At 62.6% G+C, this 17,777-nt stretch carries 16 protein-coding genes and 1 riboswitch; of the genes, 5 read left to right on the forward strand and 11 right to left on the reverse strand.

What is annotated here, in order from left to right:
- Nucleotides 1-112 precede the first annotated feature (112 nt).
- Nucleotides 113-448, forward strand: coding sequence for a hypothetical protein (locus LG31_RS0100310; protein ID WP_033112521.1), 336 nt, complete (start codon nt 113-115; stop codon nt 446-448).
- Nucleotides 429-875, forward strand: a complete 447-nt coding sequence (locus tag LG31_RS0100315; RefSeq protein WP_033112522.1) for a hypothetical protein — start codon at nt 429-431, stop codon at nt 873-875. Before LG31_RS0100310 ends, LG31_RS0100315 begins: the two co-directional genes overlap by 20 nt.
- Before the next feature lie 272 nt (nt 876-1,147).
- Here LG31_RS0100315 and thiH read toward each other — a convergent pair whose 3' ends face one another.
- From thiH to LG31_RS0100355, 9 genes are all read right to left on the reverse strand, one after another.
- Nucleotides 1,148-2,377 (reverse strand): 2-iminoacetate synthase ThiH, encoded by a 1,230-nt coding sequence (gene thiH / locus LG31_RS0100320; RefSeq protein ID WP_033112523.1) that lies wholly within the window; start codon nt 2,375-2,377, stop codon nt 1,148-1,150.
- Between the two features lie 32 nt (nt 2,378-2,409).
- Nucleotides 2,410-3,177 carry a thiazole synthase gene (locus LG31_RS0100325; protein ID WP_033112524.1) on the reverse strand — a complete coding sequence of 256 codons (768 nt, stop codon included), beginning with the start codon at nt 3,175-3,177 and terminating at the stop codon, nt 2,410-2,412.
- Between the two features lies 1 nt (nt 3,178).
- A complete protein-coding gene (gene thiS / locus LG31_RS0100330) occupies nt 3,179-3,385 on the reverse strand; it encodes a sulfur carrier protein ThiS (protein WP_033112525.1) in 207 nt (68 codons plus the stop codon).
- Complete coding sequence (locus LG31_RS0100335) at nt 3,382-4,158, reverse strand: HesA/MoeB/ThiF family protein (protein WP_033112526.1); 777 nt, start codon at nt 4,156-4,158, stop codon at nt 3,382-3,384. Before LG31_RS0100335 ends, thiS begins: the two co-directional genes overlap by 4 nt.
- A 62-nt stretch (nt 4,159-4,220) precedes the next feature.
- Nucleotides 4,221-5,828 carry a thiamine phosphate synthase gene (gene thiE / locus LG31_RS0100340; protein WP_033112527.1) on the reverse strand — a complete coding sequence of 536 codons (1,608 nt, stop codon included), beginning with the start codon at nt 5,826-5,828 and terminating at the stop codon, nt 4,221-4,223.
- Entirely contained in the window at nt 5,825-7,816 is a 1,992-nt protein-coding gene (gene thiC, locus LG31_RS0100345; protein WP_033112528.1) for a phosphomethylpyrimidine synthase ThiC, read from the reverse strand. Before thiC ends, thiE begins: the two co-directional genes overlap by 4 nt.
- A gap of 280 nt (nt 7,817-8,096) precedes the next feature.
- Nucleotides 8,097-8,209: riboswitch (TPP riboswitch) on the reverse strand.
- Nucleotides 8,210-8,286: 77 nt separating this feature from the next.
- Entirely contained in the window at nt 8,287-8,391 is a 105-nt protein-coding gene (locus LG31_RS20195) for a MerR family transcriptional regulator (protein WP_202962989.1), read from the reverse strand.
- 56 nt (nt 8,392-8,447) lie between these two features.
- Nucleotides 8,448-8,933, reverse strand: coding sequence for a hypothetical protein (locus LG31_RS0100350; protein WP_050513374.1), 486 nt, complete (start codon nt 8,931-8,933; stop codon nt 8,448-8,450).
- An 84-nt stretch (nt 8,934-9,017) separates the two neighbouring features.
- Nucleotides 9,018-9,440: a hypothetical protein gene (locus LG31_RS0100355; RefSeq protein ID WP_033112529.1), complete on the reverse strand. Its 423-nt coding sequence runs from the start codon at nt 9,438-9,440 to the stop codon at nt 9,018-9,020.
- A gap of 88 nt (nt 9,441-9,528) precedes the next feature.
- Between LG31_RS0100355 and LG31_RS0100360 the strand changes: the two genes are divergently transcribed.
- Nucleotides 9,529-10,197, forward strand: a complete 669-nt coding sequence (locus tag LG31_RS0100360) for a response regulator transcription factor (protein WP_033112530.1) — start codon at nt 9,529-9,531, stop codon at nt 10,195-10,197.
- On the forward strand, nt 10,194-11,405 hold the full coding sequence (locus LG31_RS0100365) for a sensor histidine kinase (protein WP_033112531.1): 1,212 nt from the start codon (nt 10,194-10,196) through the stop codon (nt 11,403-11,405). The genes LG31_RS0100360 and LG31_RS0100365 overlap by 4 nt, the downstream gene beginning before the upstream one ends.
- A gap of 50 nt (nt 11,406-11,455) precedes the next feature.
- On the opposite strand, the gene rimK is transcribed toward LG31_RS0100365, so the two are convergent.
- Together rimK and metH are read right to left on the reverse strand one after the other, a co-directional pair.
- Nucleotides 11,456-12,352, reverse strand: a complete 897-nt coding sequence (rimK, locus tag LG31_RS0100370) for a 30S ribosomal protein S6--L-glutamate ligase (RefSeq protein WP_033112532.1) — start codon at nt 12,350-12,352, stop codon at nt 11,456-11,458.
- Nucleotides 12,353-12,582: 230 nt separating this feature from the next.
- On the reverse strand, nt 12,583-16,278 hold the full coding sequence (gene metH, locus LG31_RS0100375; RefSeq protein WP_033112533.1) for a methionine synthase: 3,696 nt from the start codon (nt 16,276-16,278) through the stop codon (nt 12,583-12,585).
- A gap of 204 nt (nt 16,279-16,482) precedes the next feature.
- Between metH and LG31_RS0100380 the strand changes: the two genes are divergently transcribed.
- Nucleotides 16,483-17,760, forward strand: a complete 1,278-nt coding sequence (locus LG31_RS0100380; protein ID WP_033112534.1) for a cation:proton antiporter — start codon at nt 16,483-16,485, stop codon at nt 17,758-17,760.
- Nucleotides 17,761-17,777 lie beyond the last annotated feature (17 nt).

Genomic DNA, 17,777 nt, shown 5'->3' on the forward strand with positions numbered 1-17,777 from the left:
CCTCATAACAGTACGATATATCTTCCATTTTCAAGCCCTTCAATTTGACGATTGGCTGGATAAATGATATCCATTTGGCCTCATTCATGTCTGGTAGCAACAGGAGAGTATCATGGGGATAGCCACTTGTCCGATCAAAGAGTTGACTCTGAGCTCCCGCTCAATAGATGCTCTTGAGCAAATTGATCAACTGGTGGATAGCGCAAATCAACTTGCCTTCGCTGTTTCTGCCACACCGCTATATACGATTTTCAGCGATCCAAGAAGTGCCAAAGACGTGGTTTACAATATCAACGATTACGATTGGGAGTTGTATGGTCAAGCAATGGAAGGGATCCCCAATATGCTTCGCCATAAATTGAATCAGGTTGTTGAACCCATGGCATGGTCTTCAACAGGTAAAGAATCCCAATTCTGGAAATGCGTCCATGCCTCATATAACAAGTAAGCTTGCCTTCCTGCTGCTCTTTATATGTCAGGGCTCTATGGCCCTCTCACTCCACGATCTGGATCCTGCGTTTGAGCGATGTGAAGCGATCAAGTCACAACACAGCGCCACACTGCCCGCGAAAAGCGACCTCTTCTGGTCACTGGAGAGGGAACAGCAGGCAACCTTGCTGATCTATCTGCATGAGAAAAGCATGGAGCGCTGCACCGCAGCAGAGGTCGATGCGCTAGCACTCAAGGCGTTCCATCAAGCCGTAGAGGGAGACCGCAGTTTTCTCGACACCTTAATCAAAGCGAGAACCACCACGCTAACTCCCGCTCAGCAAACCCAGCTACAGAAGATTGGTCAGGCAGAACTGGATAGATTCGCTGGGATGAAGGAATTTGCTCAGCCCTTCTCGCTAACCGAATACCTCAAGCAGCTCTGAACAAAGGGGGCGCCATATAATTGGTGCCTTGAAGAATTGGGGGTGTAATTCAACTTTCATCCCCCAAATCGGCCATTGCTTATGGGCGCAATAGCCCATTCGATAAGCTGACCAGCAGCCACGATTTTTGCACTGACGAAACGATATTCAGAAACATCGTTGCACCAGAGAAACAATCCTGTTGCCGCAGACAACGCAAAGCGGCAAGCAGTGGCGGGGATCTGCCCCTCTGATCTGCTTGCCGCTGTCTGTTACCACAGATGTAAACGTCGTTAGCGACCCAAGAAGGGTTCCCAGTCTTTAAACACCGGCTGCAACCCGGCCTGTCGCACGGCGGCGGCCACTTCCCCCACCGGGCGGTCGTCGTGGATGGCGAACTGCTCCAGCTCCTCTGCATCCCCCTCGGCATAGCCACCCGGCTGGGTGCGCGACTCGGCCGACATCTGGGTGATACCAAGGCGCACTGCGCCGTTGCGAAACGTGGCGGACTCGCGGGTCGAGAGGGACAGGTCCAGCGTGGGCGAGAAGAGGCGCCAGGCGCAGATAAGCTGGGCCAGCTGGCGATCCGACATGACCACGGCAGGCTCCAGCCCGCCGGTGCAGGGGCGCAGGCGCGGGAAGGAGAGCGAATAGCGGCTCTGCCAGTGGTGGCGCTCAAGCCAGCTCAGATGCTCGGCGACAAAGTAGCTGTCAGCGCGCCAGTCCGCAGAGAGGCCGATGAGCGCCCCCAGCCCGATTTTGTCGATACCGGCGCGACCCAGCCGATCCGGCGTGGCGAGGCGCCATCCGATGTCCCGCTTGTTGCCGCGCAGGTGATGGCGGGCGTAGGTGGGAGCGTGGTAGGTCTCCTGATAGACCATGACGGCGTCGAGGCCGAGGGTTTTCAGCTCGGCATATTCGGCCTGCGAGAGAGGCTGCACCTCCATCCCTACCGTGCTGAAGTGGCGGCGGATGATGGGCATCACCTCGCGAAAATAGGCGAGCCCCACCTTGTGCTCGTGCTCGCCGGTCACCAGCAGCACGCTGTCGAAACCCCGCGCCTTGATGGCCAGACACTCGCGCTCTATCTCTTCGTTATTCAAGGTCTTGCGCTTGAGGCGGTTGCTCATGGAGAAGCCGCAGTAGGTGCAGTCGTTGGCGCAGAGGTTCGACAGATAGAGGGGCACATAGAAGCCGATGGTGTTGCCAAAGCGCTGGCGGGTCAGGCGTTCGGCCTCGGCTGCCATCTGCGGCAAATACGCTTCGGCGGCAGGGGAAATCAGCGCCATAAAATCGGCCAGGGTACGGCGGGGTGAACCCAGCGCCCGCGCTACATCGGCGGCGGTCTTGGCGCGGATCTGCATGCCGATATCGTCCCACTCCAGCTCCTGCCAGCGGTTGAGAAAGGAGGGTTCCGCATCCTTCGATTCAAACTCCCTAACCCCCGGAGCCCTCACCCCCAGCCCCTCTCCCAAAGGGAGAGGGGGGCGAACACTTGGCTGATCATCTGGTACGGAGCCCATAGCCGAAGCATCTATCTCCTCTAAACCCTGGTTCATAACGCCCCCAGAAAATCGGTGAGCGGGCTGGAGGCTTGCGCCTGCAGGGCACGGGCGCCGAGGCCTGCCTCATAGGCGCTGCGCCCGGCGGAGCAGGCCAGCGCAAAGGCGTGGCCCATGGCGACCGGATCGCCACTGACGGCGATGGCGGTGTTGACCAGCACGGCGTCGGCGCCCAGTTCAAAGGCGGCGGCGGCGTGGCTCGGCGCACCGATCCCCGCATCCACCACCACAGGCACATTGGCCTGCTCGACGATGATGGACAAAAACTCCCGGGTCACCAGCCCCTGATTGGAGCCGATGGGCGCGCCGAGCGGCATCACGGCGGCGCAACCCACCTCTTCCAGCCGCTTGCAGAGCACGGGATCGGCGCCACAGTAGGGCAGCACCACAAAGCCCTCTTTCACCAATTGCTCGGCGGCTTTCAGTGTCTCGATGGGATCGGGCAAGAGGTAACGAGGATCGGGGTGGATCTCCAGCTTCAGCCAGTTCGTCCCCAGCGCCTCGCGGGCGAGGTGGGCGGCAAATACCGCCTCGGCGGCGGTCTTGGCGCCGGAGGTGTTGGGCAACAGCTTGACCCCGAGTTGCAGCAAGGGGCTCAGGATATCGTCGTGGGCCTTGCCCGGTTCAAGCCGCTTGATGGCCATGGTCACCAGCCGGGAGCCGCTCGCCTCGATGGCGGCGGCCATCAGATCCGGGCGGGCAAACTTGCCGGTGCCGGTAAAGAGGCGCGATGAGAAGGTGTGATCGGCAATTGTCAGCATGTCAGCCTCCCGCAATGGCGGTAAAGAGGTGAAGTTCGTCTCCGTCATTGAGACGGGTCTCGGCCCAGCGGCCACGGGGCAGCACGGCGCCGTTAAGGGCCACCGCCACCCCTTGGGGATTGACCCCCTGCACAGCCAGCAGGTCGGCCACGCTCTGTCCTGCCGCCAGCGGCTGCGCTTTATCGTTGAGTCGAATGGTCAAGGTCATGGGGTGATCTCCTTATCGTGTGTCGGGCATCGGCGCTGCCCGCAAACCGGGCAATCGGGATCGGGGGCCAGAGTGAGGGTCTGCCACTGATGGGTCAAAGCATCGAAGCGGCGCAATGTGCCGGCGACCGGGCTTGCCATCCCGAGCAGCAGTTTCAGTGCCTCCAGCGCCTGCAAGGAGCCCATCACCCCCACCAGCGGGCCGGTGACGCCGCTGGTCTCGCAGCGCTCGGCGATTTTTGTATCCAGCGGATAGAGGCAGGCGTAGCAGGCGTGATCCGGGCTGGTACGCGCCATCAGCTGCCCCTGCCAGCCCACCGCGGCGGCGGAGATCCAGGGCTTGCCCTGAGCCACACAGGCGGCGTTGATGGCCTGGCGGGTGGCGAGGTTGTCACAACAATCGACAACTAAATCCACCTCGGCCACAAACTCCGGCAGGCTGACAGCATCGAGCCGCTGGTTGATGGCAATCAGCTCCACCAGCGGGTTGTGGGCGGCCAAGCGCTCGCGGGCCAGTTCCGCCTTGGAGTGGTTGACCGCCTCGCTATCGAACAGGATCTGGCGCGGCAAGTTGCTGGAATCGACCGTGTCGCCATCGGCCAGCCACAAGGTGCCCACACCGGCCCCGGCCAGATAGAGGGCCAGCGGCGAGCCAAGCCCGCCGAGGCCGACGATCAGCACCGATTTATCCTTGAGCCGCGCCTGCCCCGCCTCCCCCACTTCCGCCAGCATCAGCTGGCGGCCGTATCTCAGGTATTCAGCATCAGCCAACATCAGTGCCTCCCCATCCGGCCAGCGAGGTAAGCTGGCGGGCTGAATCGCGCAAATATTCCGTATCAGAGAGCATGTTCCACCTCCCTTATGGCTGTGGCCGAACGCGGCTCATCCCCTACCCCCACGGCAGCCAGCAGCCGTTCGGTCGCCCTCTGCCAGTCATCGCTGGCAGTGATGGCCGAGACCAGCGCGATGCTGCCGACTCCGCTCCCCTTGACCGCCGCCACCCGCTCCTCGCTGATGCCGCCGATGGCGACCGTCGGCCAGTCGCTCATCAGGGCGCGGTAGCGGTGCAGCCGCACCAGCCCCTGCGGGCGAGAGGGCATCGCCTTGGTGTTGGTCGGGAAGATATGGCCCAGCGCGATATAGGAGGGGGCCAGCTCGCGGGCCCGCATCAGCTCGAAGTAGCCGTGGGTGGAGATGCCAAGGCGCAGCCCGGCAGCCTGAATGGCGGCGAGATCGGCCGTCTCCATATCCTCCTGCCCCAGATGTACGCCCCAGGCGCCCGCCTCGATGGCCTGCTGCCAGTAGTCGTTGATAAAGAGCCGCGCCCCATGACGGCGACCGAGCGCTACCGCATCACGAATGGCCGGTGCCACCTGAGGGGCAGGCAGATCCTTGATCCTCAGCTGGATAGTCTTGACCCCCTGCCCCAGCAGACGACGCAGCCACTTGACAGAGTCCACCACCGGATAGAGGCCCAGATGCTGTTCGGTTGTGGCAAAGGGGCCCTCCGGCAGGCAGGCGTTGCTCGCTTCATAAAGACCGAAGCGGCGATCGAGCGTTGAGCCCGCCAGCACGGCACGGGGGAAGTGGGCAAGATCGCTCGGCCAGCCAAGATGGGCGATGGGGCCCGGGCCTGCGCCCACCCCCTGCGCCGCCGCCAGCCCCTGTTGCAGGTAGGCACGAGCGAGGGTGATGGCGTCCTCCACCGGATAATCCTGCGCCACCACGGCGGCGATGGCGCTGGCGTAACAGCAGCCGGTGCCGTGACCGTGGCGGGTATCGAGGCGCGGCGCCGCCAGCCAGAATTCGCGGGTCTCATCCTGGTAGTAGTCGAGGCAGAGATCGCCACTCCAGCCCAGATGGCCGCCCTTGACCAGCACGGCGCGGGCGCCGAGTTCACGCAGCCGCTGGGCGGCGAAGCGCACCAGCACAGGGCTGGTCGCGGGAATGCCGGTCAGGGCTTCCAGTTCGGGGCCGTTGGGGGTGATGAGCGACAGACGTGGCAACAGCTGCTCGCGCACCGCCTCCAGCATATTGGGCTCCGCCATCGGGGTGCCGGTGCTGGCGATAGCCACCGGGTCGTAGACCACGAAGGGAGCCTCGATGGCTGCCAGCCGGCGGGCCAGCACCTCGACGTGGAGCCGGGTCGGCAGCAGACCGATCTTGATGGCGGCGGGCGGCAGATCGACGCCGAGGGCATCGATCTGGGCGGTGAAGGTCTGCATCAGCACGGGGTCGACCATCTTCACCGCCACCGAGTTCTGGGCTGTGATGGCGGAGATGACCGAGCAGCCGTGCACGCCGAGGTCGTGCAATGTGTGCAGATCGGCCTGAATGCCGGCGCCACCGCCGGAGTCGGAACCGGCGATGGTCCAGACAACTGAGCGGGAGTCGGTCACGGGCGACAGGTCGGCGGGGCTGACAGCCCCGCTTGCGCTGCTCACGCCTCCTCCCCTGCGGCCTGTTTCAGCGCCGCCGCCTGATGGTAGATCTCGCCACCGGTCTCCTTGAAAGTCTCAGCCATGCGGGCCATGCCGCTCTCCACCTGAGCCACTACCTGCTCCTGCTGGCCATCCATGCCGACCAGCTTGATCTCCACAGCCTCCAGCTTTGCTGCGTAGTCACGCACATCCTGAGTGATCTTCATGGAGCAGAACTTGGGCCCGCACATGGAGCAGAAGTGGGCCACCTTGCCGGACTCCTGCGGCAGGGTCTCGTCGTGGTAGGCACGGGCGGTGTCGGGATCCAGCGCCAAGTTGAACTGATCCTCCCAGCGGAACTCGAAACGCGCCTTGGACATGGCGTTGTCGCGGATCTGGGCGCCCGGGTGCCCCTTGGCCAGATCGGCGGCGTGAGCGGCGATCTTGTAGGTAATCAGCCCCTGCTTCACATCCTCCTTGTTGGGCAGCCCCAGATGCTCCTTGGGGGTGACGTAGCAGAGCATGGCGCAGCCGTACCAGCCGATCAGCGCGGCGCCAATGCCGGAGGTGAAGTGATCGTAACCCGGGGCGATGTCGGTGGTGAGCGGGCCCAGCGTATAGAACGGCGCCTCGTGGCAGTGCTCCAGCTGCTCGGTCATGTTGCGCTCGATCATGTGCATGGGCACGTGACCCGGCCCCTCGATCATCACCTGCACGTCGTACTCCCAGGCAATTTTGGTGAGCTCGCCCAGAGTGCGCAGCTCGGCGAACTGGGCCTCGTCGTTGGCGTCATAGACGGAGCCGGGGCGCAGACCGTCGCCCAGCGACAGCGCCACGTCATAGGCGGCGCAGATCTCGCAGATTTCGCGGAAGTGCTGATAGAGGAAGTTCTCTTTATGGTGGGAGAGACACCACTTGGCCATGATGCTGCCGCCGCGCGAAACGATGCCGGTGAGGCGCTTGGCGGTCATCGGGACGAAGCGCAGCAAGACGCCAGCGTGGATGGTGAAGTAGTCCACCCCCTGCTCGGCCTGCTCCAGCAGGGTGTCACGGAACAGCTCCCAGGTGAGGTCTTCGGCGATGCCGTTGGTCTTCTCCAGCGCCTGATAGATGGGCACGGTACCGATGGGCACCGGGCTGTTGCGCAGGATCCACTCGCGGGTCTCGTGGATATAGCGGCCAGTGGAGAGATCCATCACGGTGTCGGCGCCCCAGCGGGTCGACCAGACCAGCTTCTCCACCTCCTCCTCAATGCTGGAGGTGACCGCCGAGTTGCCGATGTTGGCGTTGATCTTCACCAGAAAATTGCGGCCGATGATCATCGGCTCCGCTTCCGGGTGGTTGATATTGCTGGGGATGATGGCGCGACCAGCGGCCACCTCATCGCGCACAAACTCGGGGGTGATGTTCTGGGGCAGGCGGGCACCAAAATCGCGGCCCGGATGCTGGGTGCGCAGGAGCTCGGAGCGCACCCGCTCGCGCCCCATGTTCTCGCGAATGGCGATAAATTCCATCTCGGGGGTGACGATGCCGGCGCGGGCGTAGTGGAGCTGGGTGACCCGGCGGCCCGGCTTGGCACGGCGCGGTTTCGGCAGATGCTCGAAGCGCAGGTGATCCAGCCCCTCGTCGGCCAGCCGCTCCTGAGTGAAGGTGGAGCTGAGCCCCGGCAGTTCGTCGGTATCATCCCGCTCCAGCACCCAGTTCTCCCGCAGGCGCGGCAGGCCGCGGCGCACGTCGATGGCGACCCCCTCCTCCCCGTAACGGCCCGAGGTGTCGTAGACCGGCACCGGCTCGTTGGGCTCGAACCGGGGATCTTCTTTGGTGCCACCGACGAAGGTGTCGGCCAGCTGGATCTCCCGCAGGGGAACACGAATATCGGCGCGGGAGCCTTCGATAAAGATGCGGCGGGAGTTGGGGTGAGCCATCCCCTTGAGGCTGTCGATAAAGGCCTGAGCGCTGGAGCGCTGCTCGCGGCGGCTGGATTTGGCGGTATCAGATACAGAAGTAGACATAGCAAAACTCACATTAACTGGTTGAAGTAATGGGTATTTGCTTGTCTGGAGTTCGAGGAGAAGATGAACTTGCGGCGGGGTGTTTATCTCAGGAGGGAGTGCGCGCGGGATGGATCTCCGCTCTGCTGTGCTGCCGCCTCCCGCTCTCTGCACGCTGTGGGCAAGGCGCCCCACGTGCTGGACAACCGGACGGGACAGACTCCCTCCTGTGCGCCCTGACCCATCAAGGGCGATCCCTTCGATGAGCGGAAGAGGCTTGTTCCTCCTCCGGCGCGGTAACCCGCAAGTTACCCTTGTTCCCTTCGCAGGTTTTAACCTGATCAGGTTCCACGGATCCCGAATTAACGGTCTCAGCTTCGCGTCGTTCGACGGTCAGCACTCCGACAAGATGGCGCCAGTATAAGGGGGAAAATCTAAAGCACAAGCCGTTAACAATATGGGCCAACGGCTGGCGCTGTGGTCGGACCGGGTTACTCCCCGCGCAGGGCGGGAAGCAACAGACTGAGACGTTCGTAATAGAGCAGGGTGGTGCGGCTCAGGCCCAGTTCTCTGGCAAGCCGGGTAATCGTCAACATAGGGGTTCCTTCATCCAGCGGGCAGAGGATAAACCCGCCTATCGTAGACGGGTCAACTATTCCTCTGGATTGATGACAAGAATTTCGCTTAAGCGGCCCTGTTCGTCGCGGGTCAGCACCAGTGCACTTCCTTCATGGAGATCGGCGGCCGAGCCGTTGACCCAGCGCACCTGCGGGTTGAGTGGCACAGGGCCCAAGGTTGCCAGCGTGAGTTGCTGTGTATCGAAGGATTGCAGGCGATCTTGCGCCCGCTGCCAGGGCTGATTGGCCAACGGGACTCTTGCGGCCAGCAGCTCGATCCGGGTGGCAACCCCGTCGGTCACCAGCAGGGAGAGCTGGTCGCCGGGTTTGAGTGGCTGCTGCCAAATCTCCCCCTGCCGCCAAACCGGCGCACTGCCCCGTTCCACCTCGGCTCCCTGAAATTGCAGATGGATGCCGTCATCGTGTTCCAGCTCCACCAGCCACAGTTCGTCGGCCACCGCCTGCGCGGCACAGAGCGGCAAACCGCACAGCCACGCACACCACTTTGTTCTCTGTTCCATGTCGTTCGTCCCTGAACAAAAAGCCCATGCCGGATAAGCATGGGCTTCATTCAGAAACATGGCGAATCTGCAGCAGCGACCGGGTTACTTGTCCTCGTGGCAGCGACTCAGGCGCATGCCGTCAAACTTGCACTCCAGTTCGAGCCAGCGCCCCTCGAAGGGGGCCAGGCTGTTGTCCGAGGTGGTGTAGCCCCAGATACGTCCGCCCTCGACCGGCCCTTCCAGATCCATCTCGTCTTTGTCATCTTCATCGAGGGCCTCGACCTTGCGCACATAGCGCACGCCATTCTCCACCACCCCCTTCATCTCGACCCAGGTGCCGCCCAGATCATCTTCGTTGAGCCAATCCTTGAAGCGGGTCTGATCGTCGATCACGAACGGCAGACCGTTCACCATCAGCTGGCCAAGCTGCCAGGTGGTGCGGCCGGTCAGTTTGAATTCGGCAGCCTGCGCAGATCCGAGCGGCAGCAAGATCAGCAGCAGGAGAGCACAGAGAGACTTCTTCATCGTGGATCCTCGGGGTTACACTGGCGACAGGATGATGTATCCGGTGTGAAAAGAGCGTGAAGCTGCTCGCCAACCAGGAGTACAAAGCATGAAGATTTTGGTAGTGGAAGACAATCCTCAGGTGGCAGAAACCATCATGGATTATCTGGAGCTGGCCGACCACCGGCTGGACTGTGCCTATCACGGTCAGGCAGCGCTGCAACTGCTGGCCGAACAGCGCTTCGACGTCATCATCATGGATGTGATGATGCCCCGTCTCGACGGGCTCAGCACGGTCGCCCGCCTGCGTGAAGAGGGGATCTCGACCCCGGTGCTCTTTCTCACCGCCCGCGACAGTCTGGAAGACAAGCTGGCAGGCTTCAAGGCCGGTGGCGATGACTATCTGGTCAAGCCCTTCGCCATGGAGGAGCTGGAGGTGCGGCTGCAAGCCCTCAGCCTGCGCGGCCCCCGCGGTGACATCGGCGCCATCACCTTTGGCGAGCTGACCGTCGATGCCGCCAGCGGGCAGGCGACCCGTGCCGGCGTTCCCCTCAAGCTCGGCAAGATCCCGTTCCAGATCCTCGCGCTGCTGGCCCGCCGCGCACCGGCCATCGTCACTCGACAGGAGGTGCTCGACACCGTCTGGGGAGAGGAGGAGCCCGACTCCGACGCCCTGCGCAGCCACATCTACGCCCTGCGCAACACCCTCGACAAACCCTTCCCCACCCCCATGCTGGAAACCCTGCACGGTCAGGGTTATCGACTGGTGACCCCATGAGCCTGCCGAGCCTGCGCCACCGGCTCATCATGGCGCTCGGCGGAGCCGGCGTGGTGCTGCTGGTACTGCTCTCCGGCCTGATGATGGTGGCCGAGGACAAGATGGAGGAGCTCAGCCTGCGCCACTGGCTGGAGGCGGAAGTGACCCGCTACAGCGATGACTGGCTGCGCCTCGGTGCCGCGGCGGCGGCGCCCAGCCCGCGCCAGTTCTCCAGCTACTGGACCGAGGCGGGCCGCCTGCCCAAGTGGCTGCGCCCCTACCAGACCCCCGGCTTTTTCGAGCATCAGCTGGGGAAGGAGGACAAACACTTTCTGGTGGCACGCCACCCCTCCGGAAAAGGGATGCTCTATCTGGTCTTCAACGACGATGCCGATGACTACCTCGACCCCTACGAGGACAAGCTGCATCTGGCCACCCGGCTGATCGGGCTGGCGCTGCTGCTGGGCTGCCTCGGCTTCGGTATCTGGCTAGTACGCCATATCACGGGGCCACTGCAGCGGCTGCAACACAGGGTCGCCCACCTCACACCGGATCAGGCGGACTTCATCCCCGATGCCCCCTGGCAGGAGCTCAGGGATATCGAGCTGGCGCTGCTGGCCGGCAAGCAGGAGGTAAGCGCCGTCTTTGCCCGCGAGCAGGAGTTCAGCCGCTTTGCCAGCCATGAACTGCGCACCCCCAACATGGTGATCCAGGGCTCGGCCGCCCTGCTCGGCAAGGTGAGCGATCTGCCCACCCCCGCCGAGCGCGCCGTCACCCGCATCCGGGCCGCCGCCGACGAGATGGCGCTGCTTACCGAGACCTTTCTGCTGCTGGGGCGCAAGGAGGAGGTCGAGCGGCCGAAGCAGCATGTGGCACCGCTGATCCGCCAGGAGCTGGCCCGGCTCGCCCCGCTGCTGCAGCGGGAGGCGCTCGATATCCGTCTGGTGCTGGACGAGTCTAGCGAGGTCGATTCACCCCTCTCCCTGCTCGCCATCGCCCTTGGCAACCTGCTGAAAAATGCCCTGAGCTACGCCGAGGGCCATATCGACATCGAACTCTGCGGCCCCGTGCTCACCATCAGCAACCCGACAGCGGCGGCGCCGGATCAGATCCTCGGTTACGGCTGCGGCCTCACCATCATCCAGCGCATCTGCGAAAAGCTGGGCTGGCAGATCGAGACCCGGCTGGAGGCCAATATCTTCAGCGCCAGACTGGTGATGGCGGAATAACAACAGGGCGCCCGAAGGCGCCCTGTTTTTTGGCTGGTACAAATCCGGGATCACTCCACCGGCTTGTGCTTGCGCCCGCCCTTGAGCTCGAGGAACTCGATGATCTTGCCCGCCACATCCTTGCCGGAAGCCGCCTCGACCCCCTGCAGGCCGGGAGAGGAGTTGACCTCCAGCACCAGCGGGCCGCGGGCACTGCGCAGGATATCCACGCCCGCCACGTCCAGCCCCATGATCTTGGCGGCGCGCACCGCGGTAGCGCGCTCTTCCGGAGTGATCCGGATCGCCTCGGCGGTGCCGCCGCGATGCAGGTTGGAGCGAAACTCGCCGGGCTGGGCCTGACGGCGCATCGCCGCCACCACCTTGCCATTGACCACCAGACAGCGAATGTCGGCGCCGTTGGCCTCGCGGATATACTCCTGCACCAGAATGTTGTTGTTGGTCTGGATGAAAGCCTCGATCACGCTCTCGGCAGCCTTCTGGGTTTCGCACAGCACCACGCCGATCCCCTGGGTTCCCTCCAGCAGCTTCACTACCAGCGGCGCACCGCCCACCATGGTGATGAGGTCGGGCACGTCGTGAGTGCTGTGGGCATAACCGGTGATGGGCAGACCGATACCGTGGCGGGAGAGCAGCTGCATCGCCCGCAGCTTGTCGCGGGAGCGGCTGATGGCCACCGAGCTGTTGAGCGCCATGGTGTTCATCATCTCGAACTGGCGCAGCACGGCGGTGCCGTAGGCGGTGATGCTGGCCCCGATGCGGGGGATCACCGCGTCATAGCTCTCCAGCTCCCGTCCTTCGTAGTGAATGGAGGGGTTGTGGGAAGCGATGTTCATATAACAGCGCAGGGTGTCGAGCACCTCGACCTGATGACCGCGCGCCTGTGCCACCTCGACCAGACGGCGGGTGGAGTAGTTTTTCGGCTCACGGGATAAAATGGCGATCTTCATGACAATTCCGCTAGAAGGCTATGCCTGGGCAGGATGGGGCGGGAGAGTATAAGGTGCCACAGCGCCAAGACAACGCCAATTGTTTCTCCTGACAACAAGCCAAATAACGCAGAAGCCTGCCCAATCAGCACGGCGCGGTGAAACAATAAACGGCGGCTCTGCGCGCCCTTCGGAGGCTGCTCGCAAAGTCCGCCGTTTTCGCTCAATTGCCGAGCAGATTGGTGCTCTCGTTACCCCAGATTGGGGGCGAGCCAGCGCTCGGCTTCGGCCAGCGTCATCCCCTTGCGGGCGGCGTAATCCTCTACCTGATCTGGATGGATCTGCGCCACCGCGAAGTATTTGCTGTCGGGGTGGGAGAAGTACCAGCCCGACACCGCCGCCCCCGGCCACATGGCGTAGGATTCGGTCAGCTGCATGCCGATGGCCTGCTCGACATCCAGCAGCTCCCAGAGGGTGCCCTTCTCGGTGTGCTCCGGGCAGGCCGGATAACCCGGCGCCGGACGGATGCCACGATAGTTCTCGCGAATAAGCTCCTCGTTGCTGAGGGCTTCGTCGGGGGCATAACCCCAGTGCACTTTGCGCACCTGCTCATGCAGATATTCGGCAAAGGCTTCCGCCAACCGGTCGCACACTGCCTGAATGAGGATGGCGTTGTAGTCGTCGTGATCCGCCTTGTAGGCCCTGGCGATAGCCTCCTCACCGATACCGCCGGTCACCGCGAAGGCGCCGATCCAGTCGGCTTTGCCGCTCTCTTTCGGCGCCACATAATCCGCCAGACAGTAGTTGGGGAAGCCCTGCTTCTCGCTCTGCTGACGCAGGTGGTGCAGCACTTTTTTCACTTCTCTGCGCGACTCGTCGCTGTAGACCTCGATGCTGTCCCCTACCGCATTGGCCGGGAACAGGCCGATGATGCCGGCGCAGCGCACGCTCTGATCCTTTTCCAGCTGATCCAGCATGGCGTTGGCATCGGCAAACAGCTTGGTCGCCTCCTCGCCGATAATCTCGTCTTCGAGGATGCGCGGGAATTTGCCCGCCAGCTCCCAGCTGAGGAAGAACGGCGTCCAGTCAATGTAGGGGCGCAGCACTGAAATAGGCACGTTCTCGAACTTCTGCACACCCGGCTCGCGGGGCTTGGGTGGCTGGTAGCCAACCCAGTCCAGCTGATGACGGTTGGCACGCGCCTCCGCCAGCGTGATGGGGCGCGAGCGCGGCTGCTTGCGGGCGTGCTGCTCGCGGGCGATCTCGTACTCCTTGTCGATACGGGCGACGAAGTCGGGTTTGAGATCCGGGCTGAGCAGGCTCTGCGCCACCCCCACCGCGCGGGAGGCGTTGGAGACATAGACCACCGGTTCGGAGTAGTTTTGCTCTATCTTCACCGCGGTGTGGGCCTTGGAGGTAGTGGCGCCGCCGATCAGCAGCGGCAGCTTGAAGCCCTGTCGCTCCATCTCCTTGGCCACATGCACCATCTCGTCCAGCGACGGGGTGATGAGACCGGAGAGACCGATCATGTCGGCTCCCACTTCCCGCGCGGTCTTGAGGATGGTCTCGCAGGGGACCATGACCCCGAGGTCGATGATCTCGAAGTTGTTGCACTGCAGCACTACCCCGACGATGTTCTTGCCGATGTCGTGCACATCCCCTTTCACGGTCGCCAGCACGATTTTGCCGTTGCTGGAGCCACCCGATTTTTCCGCCTCGATATAGGGCTGCAGGTAGGCCACCGCCCGCTTCATCACCCGGGCCGATTTCACCACCTGAGGCAGGAACATCTTGCCCGCGCCGAACAGATCACCGACCACGTTCATGCCATCCATCAGCGGCCCTTCGATGACGTGCAGCGGCTTCTCGGCCCCGGCGCGCGCCTCTTCGGTATCCTCTTCGATAAAGTCGGTGATCCCCTTGACCAGCGCATGCTCCAGCCGCTTGCCCACCGGCCAGCTGCGCCACGCCTGATCCCGCGGATCCTCGGCCTGGGCACCGGCACCGCGATACTTCTCGGCGATGGCCAGCAGCTCCTCGGTGGCGTTGTCATTGAGGTTGAGCACCACCGCCTCGACCTTCTCTTTGAGCTCAGCCGGAATGTCTTCATAGATGGCAAGCTGACCGGCGTTGACGATCCCCATGTCCATGCCGTTCTTGATGGCGTGGTAGAGGAAGACGGCGTGAATGGCTTCCCGCACCGGCTCGTTGCCGCGGAATGAAAACGAGACGTTGGAAACGCCGCCGGAGATCATGGCGTGGGGCAGGTTCTGCTTGATGTCCTTCACAGCATCGATGAAGTCCACCGCGTAGTTGTTGTGCTCATCGATACCGGTCGCCACCGCGAAGATATTAGGGTCGAAGATGATGTCTTCCGGCGGGAAACCCACCTGATCCACCAGAATGCGGTAGGCCCGCTGGCAGATCTCGAACTTGCGGGCGCGGGTATCCGCCTGCCCTTTCTCGTCGAACGCCATCACGATAACGGCGGCGCCGTAGCGGCGCAGCAATCTGGCCTGCTGGATAAACTTCTCCTCCCCCTCCTTCATGGAGATTGAGTTGACCACCGGCTTGCCCTGCACGCACTTGAGGCCCGCTTCCAGCACCTCCCACTTGGAGGAGTCGATCATCACCGGTACCCGGGCGATGTCCGGCTCGCCGGCGATGAGGTTCAGGAAGCGCACCATGGCCGCTTCGGCGTCCAGCATCCCCTCGTCCATGTTGATGTCGATGATCTGGGCGCCGTTATCCACCTGCTGCTTGGCAACGTCGAGCGCCTCGTCGTAGAGCCCCTCCTTGATCAGCCGCTTGAACTTGGCCGAACCGGTGACGTTGGTGCGCTCCCCCACGTTCACGAACATGGATTCGGGGGTGATGATCAGCGGCTCCAACCCCGACAGGCGACAGGCCACCGGCAGCTCTGGCAGAACGCGCGGCTTGATGCCGGCAACCGCACCAGCCATGGCACGGATATGGGCCGGGGTGGTACCGCAGCAACCGCCAACCATATTGAGGAAACCGCTCTGGGCCCACTCGCGGATATGCTCCGCCATCTCGGCGGCATCGAGATCGTACTCGCCAAAGGCGTTGGGCAGACCGGCGTTGGGGTGAGCGCTGACATGGCTCTCGCTGATGCGCGACAACTCTTCGACATACTGGCGCAGCTCGTCCGGCCCCAGCGCACAGTTGAGACCAAACGAAACGGGTTTGACGTGGCGCAGCGAGTGATAGAAGGCTTCGGTCGTCTGACCGGAGAGGGTACGGCCGGAGGCGTCGGTGATGGTGCCGGAGATCATCACCGGCAGGCTGTAGCCCAGCACCTCGAATACCAGATCCACCGCGAAGGCGGCAGCCTTGGCGTTGAGGGTGTCGAAGATGGTTTCGATCAGAATGATGTCGGCGCCGCCCTCGATCAGGGCATGAGTCGATTCGGTATAAGCGGCCACCAGCTGGTCGTAAGTGACGTTGCGCTTGCCGGGATCGTTCACATCCGGCGAGATGGAGGCGGTGCGGTTGGTCGGCCCCAACACCCCTGCTACGAAGCGCGGCTTGTGGGGCTCTTTCGCCGTCCACTCGTCCGCTACGGCGCGGGCAAGACGGGCCGCCTCGCGGTTGATCTCGGCCGAGAGATCTTCCATCTCGTAGTCAGCCATGGCGATGCGAGTGGCGTTGAAGGTGTTGGTTTCGAGGATGTCGGCGCCGGCGGCGCAGTACTGCTCGTGGATCTCGCGAATGACGGCGGGGCGGGTCAGCACCAGCAGATCGTTGTTGCCCTTGATGTCGGTATGCCAGTCGGCAAACCGTTCACCGCGGTAGTCCGCCTCCCCGAGTTTGTAGCCCTGGATCATGGTGCCCATGGCCCCGTCGATGATCAGGATCCGCTCCTTGAGACAGGCTTCCAGGTTGTTTGTCACATCCGACTTTCTGTTCGACTTTTCATTCGCCACCGCGTGTTCCTCTTACATCCGTGCAACTGCGTAAACAGCATCCTAACAGCAAACCAGCGAATTGGAAATCTAGCCGTCTATCAGTCCAAAATCGCAGCCATATACTCATTTATAGGTAATGAGTAACATAGGCCCCGAGAGTACCCTATGCCCGTCCCGCATGGGGATACGTGCTTGCTATCTATCTACGAGTAAAAAATAACTATGAGCGTCTACTACACACTCTGTTTTCTGGCAGCGTTGGCGATCTTTATTGCCTTTGCCAACCAGTATGTTGTGAAGATCCAGACCACCATCGCCATCACCGCCGGTTCCATGCTGATCTCTGCGCTGCTGGTGCTGTTCGGTAAACTGGGATGGTTCAATCTGGAGCCTCTTGCCATCAAAACCATGGAGAGCATCGACTTCCAGAATTTCCTGCTGAAGGGGATCCTGGGCTTCCTGCTGTTTGCCGGTGGTCTTGGCATCAACCTCAAGGCGCTGCGTAGCCAGAAGTGGGAAATCACCATTCTGGCCATTATTGCCACCCTGCTCTCCACCTTCATCATCGGCTACGGCTTCTGGTTCATCGCCAAGCTGCTGGGCTGGGAGCTGCCGCTGGTCTACTGCATGCTGTTCGGGGCGCTCATCTCCCCCACCGACCCCATCGCCGTACTCGCCATCGTCAAGAAGATGAAGGCACCGCCCCAGATCGCCATCCAGATCGAAGGGGAATCCCTGTTCAACGACGGTGTCGGCCTCGTTATTTTCGCTACCGTGTTTGCCGTCGCCTTCGGCGGTGTCGAGCCTACCTTCGGCAGCGTGGCCGGCCTATTCCTGCACGAAGCCCTCGGCGGCATCCTGTTCGGCGTCGTGCTGGGCGTCATCGCCCACGTGATGATCAGCGCCACCGACGACGGCTCGCTGGAGCTGCTGCTCACCCTCTGCATCCCGACCGCCGGCTTCGCCTTCGCCAACATGATCGGCGTCTCCGGCGCCCTGGCCATGGTGGTGACCGGCATCATGATCGGCAACTGGACCCGTCACTCCGGCTTCTCCGAGCAGAGCAGCCATCACCTGGATCACTTCTGGGAGTTGATGGATCAGTTCCTCAACGCCCTGCTGTTCCTGCTGATCGGTCTGGCGCTGGTGCTGCTGGATCTGGTCTGGCATGACTGGGTGCTGTTGGTCATCGCCGTGCCACTCTGCCTGGCAGCCCGCTTCATCAGCGTCTCGCTGCCCTATATGGCCTTCCGCAAATTCCGCACCTACAACACCTTCTCGGTGCGGATCCTCACCTGGGGCGGCCTGCGCGGCGGTCTGGCCATGGCGATGGCACTGGCGCTCCCCTCCGGCGTCATGATGATCCCGAGCCACGGTGTCGACCTGCGTCAGGTGATCCTGGTGATGACCTACGCGGTGGTGATGTTCTCCATCGTGGTGCAGGGCATGACCATCACTCCGATGATCGCCGCAGCCAAGCGCGCCAACGGCGACTACTGATCATCCGTTGGCTGACA

The sequence above is a fragment of the Aeromonas lacus genome (assembly GCF_000764665.1).
Classification (GTDB): Bacteria; Pseudomonadota; Gammaproteobacteria; order Enterobacterales; family Aeromonadaceae; genus Aeromonas; species Aeromonas lacus.

Coding starts and splice junctions, on each gene's coding strand:
- LG31_RS0100310 (WP_033112521.1), top strand. CDS start 113: ATGGGGATAGCCACTTGTCCGATCAAAGAGTTGACTCTGAGCTCCCGC.
- LG31_RS0100315 (WP_033112522.1), top strand. CDS start 429: ATGCCTCATATAACAAGTAAGCTTGCCTTCCTGCTGCTCTTTATATGT.
- thiH (WP_033112523.1), bottom strand. CDS start 2,377: ATGGGCTCCGTACCAGATGATCAGCCAAGTGTTCGCCCCCCTCTCCCT.
- LG31_RS0100325 (WP_033112524.1), bottom strand. CDS start 3,177: ATGCTGACAATTGCCGATCACACCTTCTCATCGCGCCTCTTTACCGGC.
- thiS (WP_033112525.1), bottom strand. CDS start 3,385: ATGACCTTGACCATTCGACTCAACGATAAAGCGCAGCCGCTGGCGGCA.
- LG31_RS0100335 (WP_033112526.1), bottom strand. CDS start 4,158: ATGTTGGCTGATGCTGAATACCTGAGATACGGCCGCCAGCTGATGCTG.
- thiC (WP_033112528.1), bottom strand. CDS start 7,816: ATGTCTACTTCTGTATCTGATACCGCCAAATCCAGCCGCCGCGAGCAG.
- LG31_RS20195 (WP_202962989.1), bottom strand. CDS start 8,391: ATGTTGACGATTACCCGGCTTGCCAGAGAACTGGGCCTGAGCCGCACC.
- LG31_RS0100350 (WP_050513374.1), bottom strand. CDS start 8,933: ATGGAACAGAGAACAAAGTGGTGTGCGTGGCTGTGCGGTTTGCCGCTC.
- LG31_RS0100355 (WP_033112529.1), bottom strand. CDS start 9,440: ATGAAGAAGTCTCTCTGTGCTCTCCTGCTGCTGATCTTGCTGCCGCTC.
- LG31_RS0100360 (WP_033112530.1), top strand. CDS start 9,529: ATGAAGATTTTGGTAGTGGAAGACAATCCTCAGGTGGCAGAAACCATC.
- LG31_RS0100365 (WP_033112531.1), top strand. CDS start 10,194: ATGAGCCTGCCGAGCCTGCGCCACCGGCTCATCATGGCGCTCGGCGGA.
- rimK (WP_033112532.1), bottom strand. CDS start 12,352: ATGAAGATCGCCATTTTATCCCGTGAGCCGAAAAACTACTCCACCCGC.
- LG31_RS0100380 (WP_033112534.1), top strand. CDS start 16,483: ATGAGCGTCTACTACACACTCTGTTTTCTGGCAGCGTTGGCGATCTTT.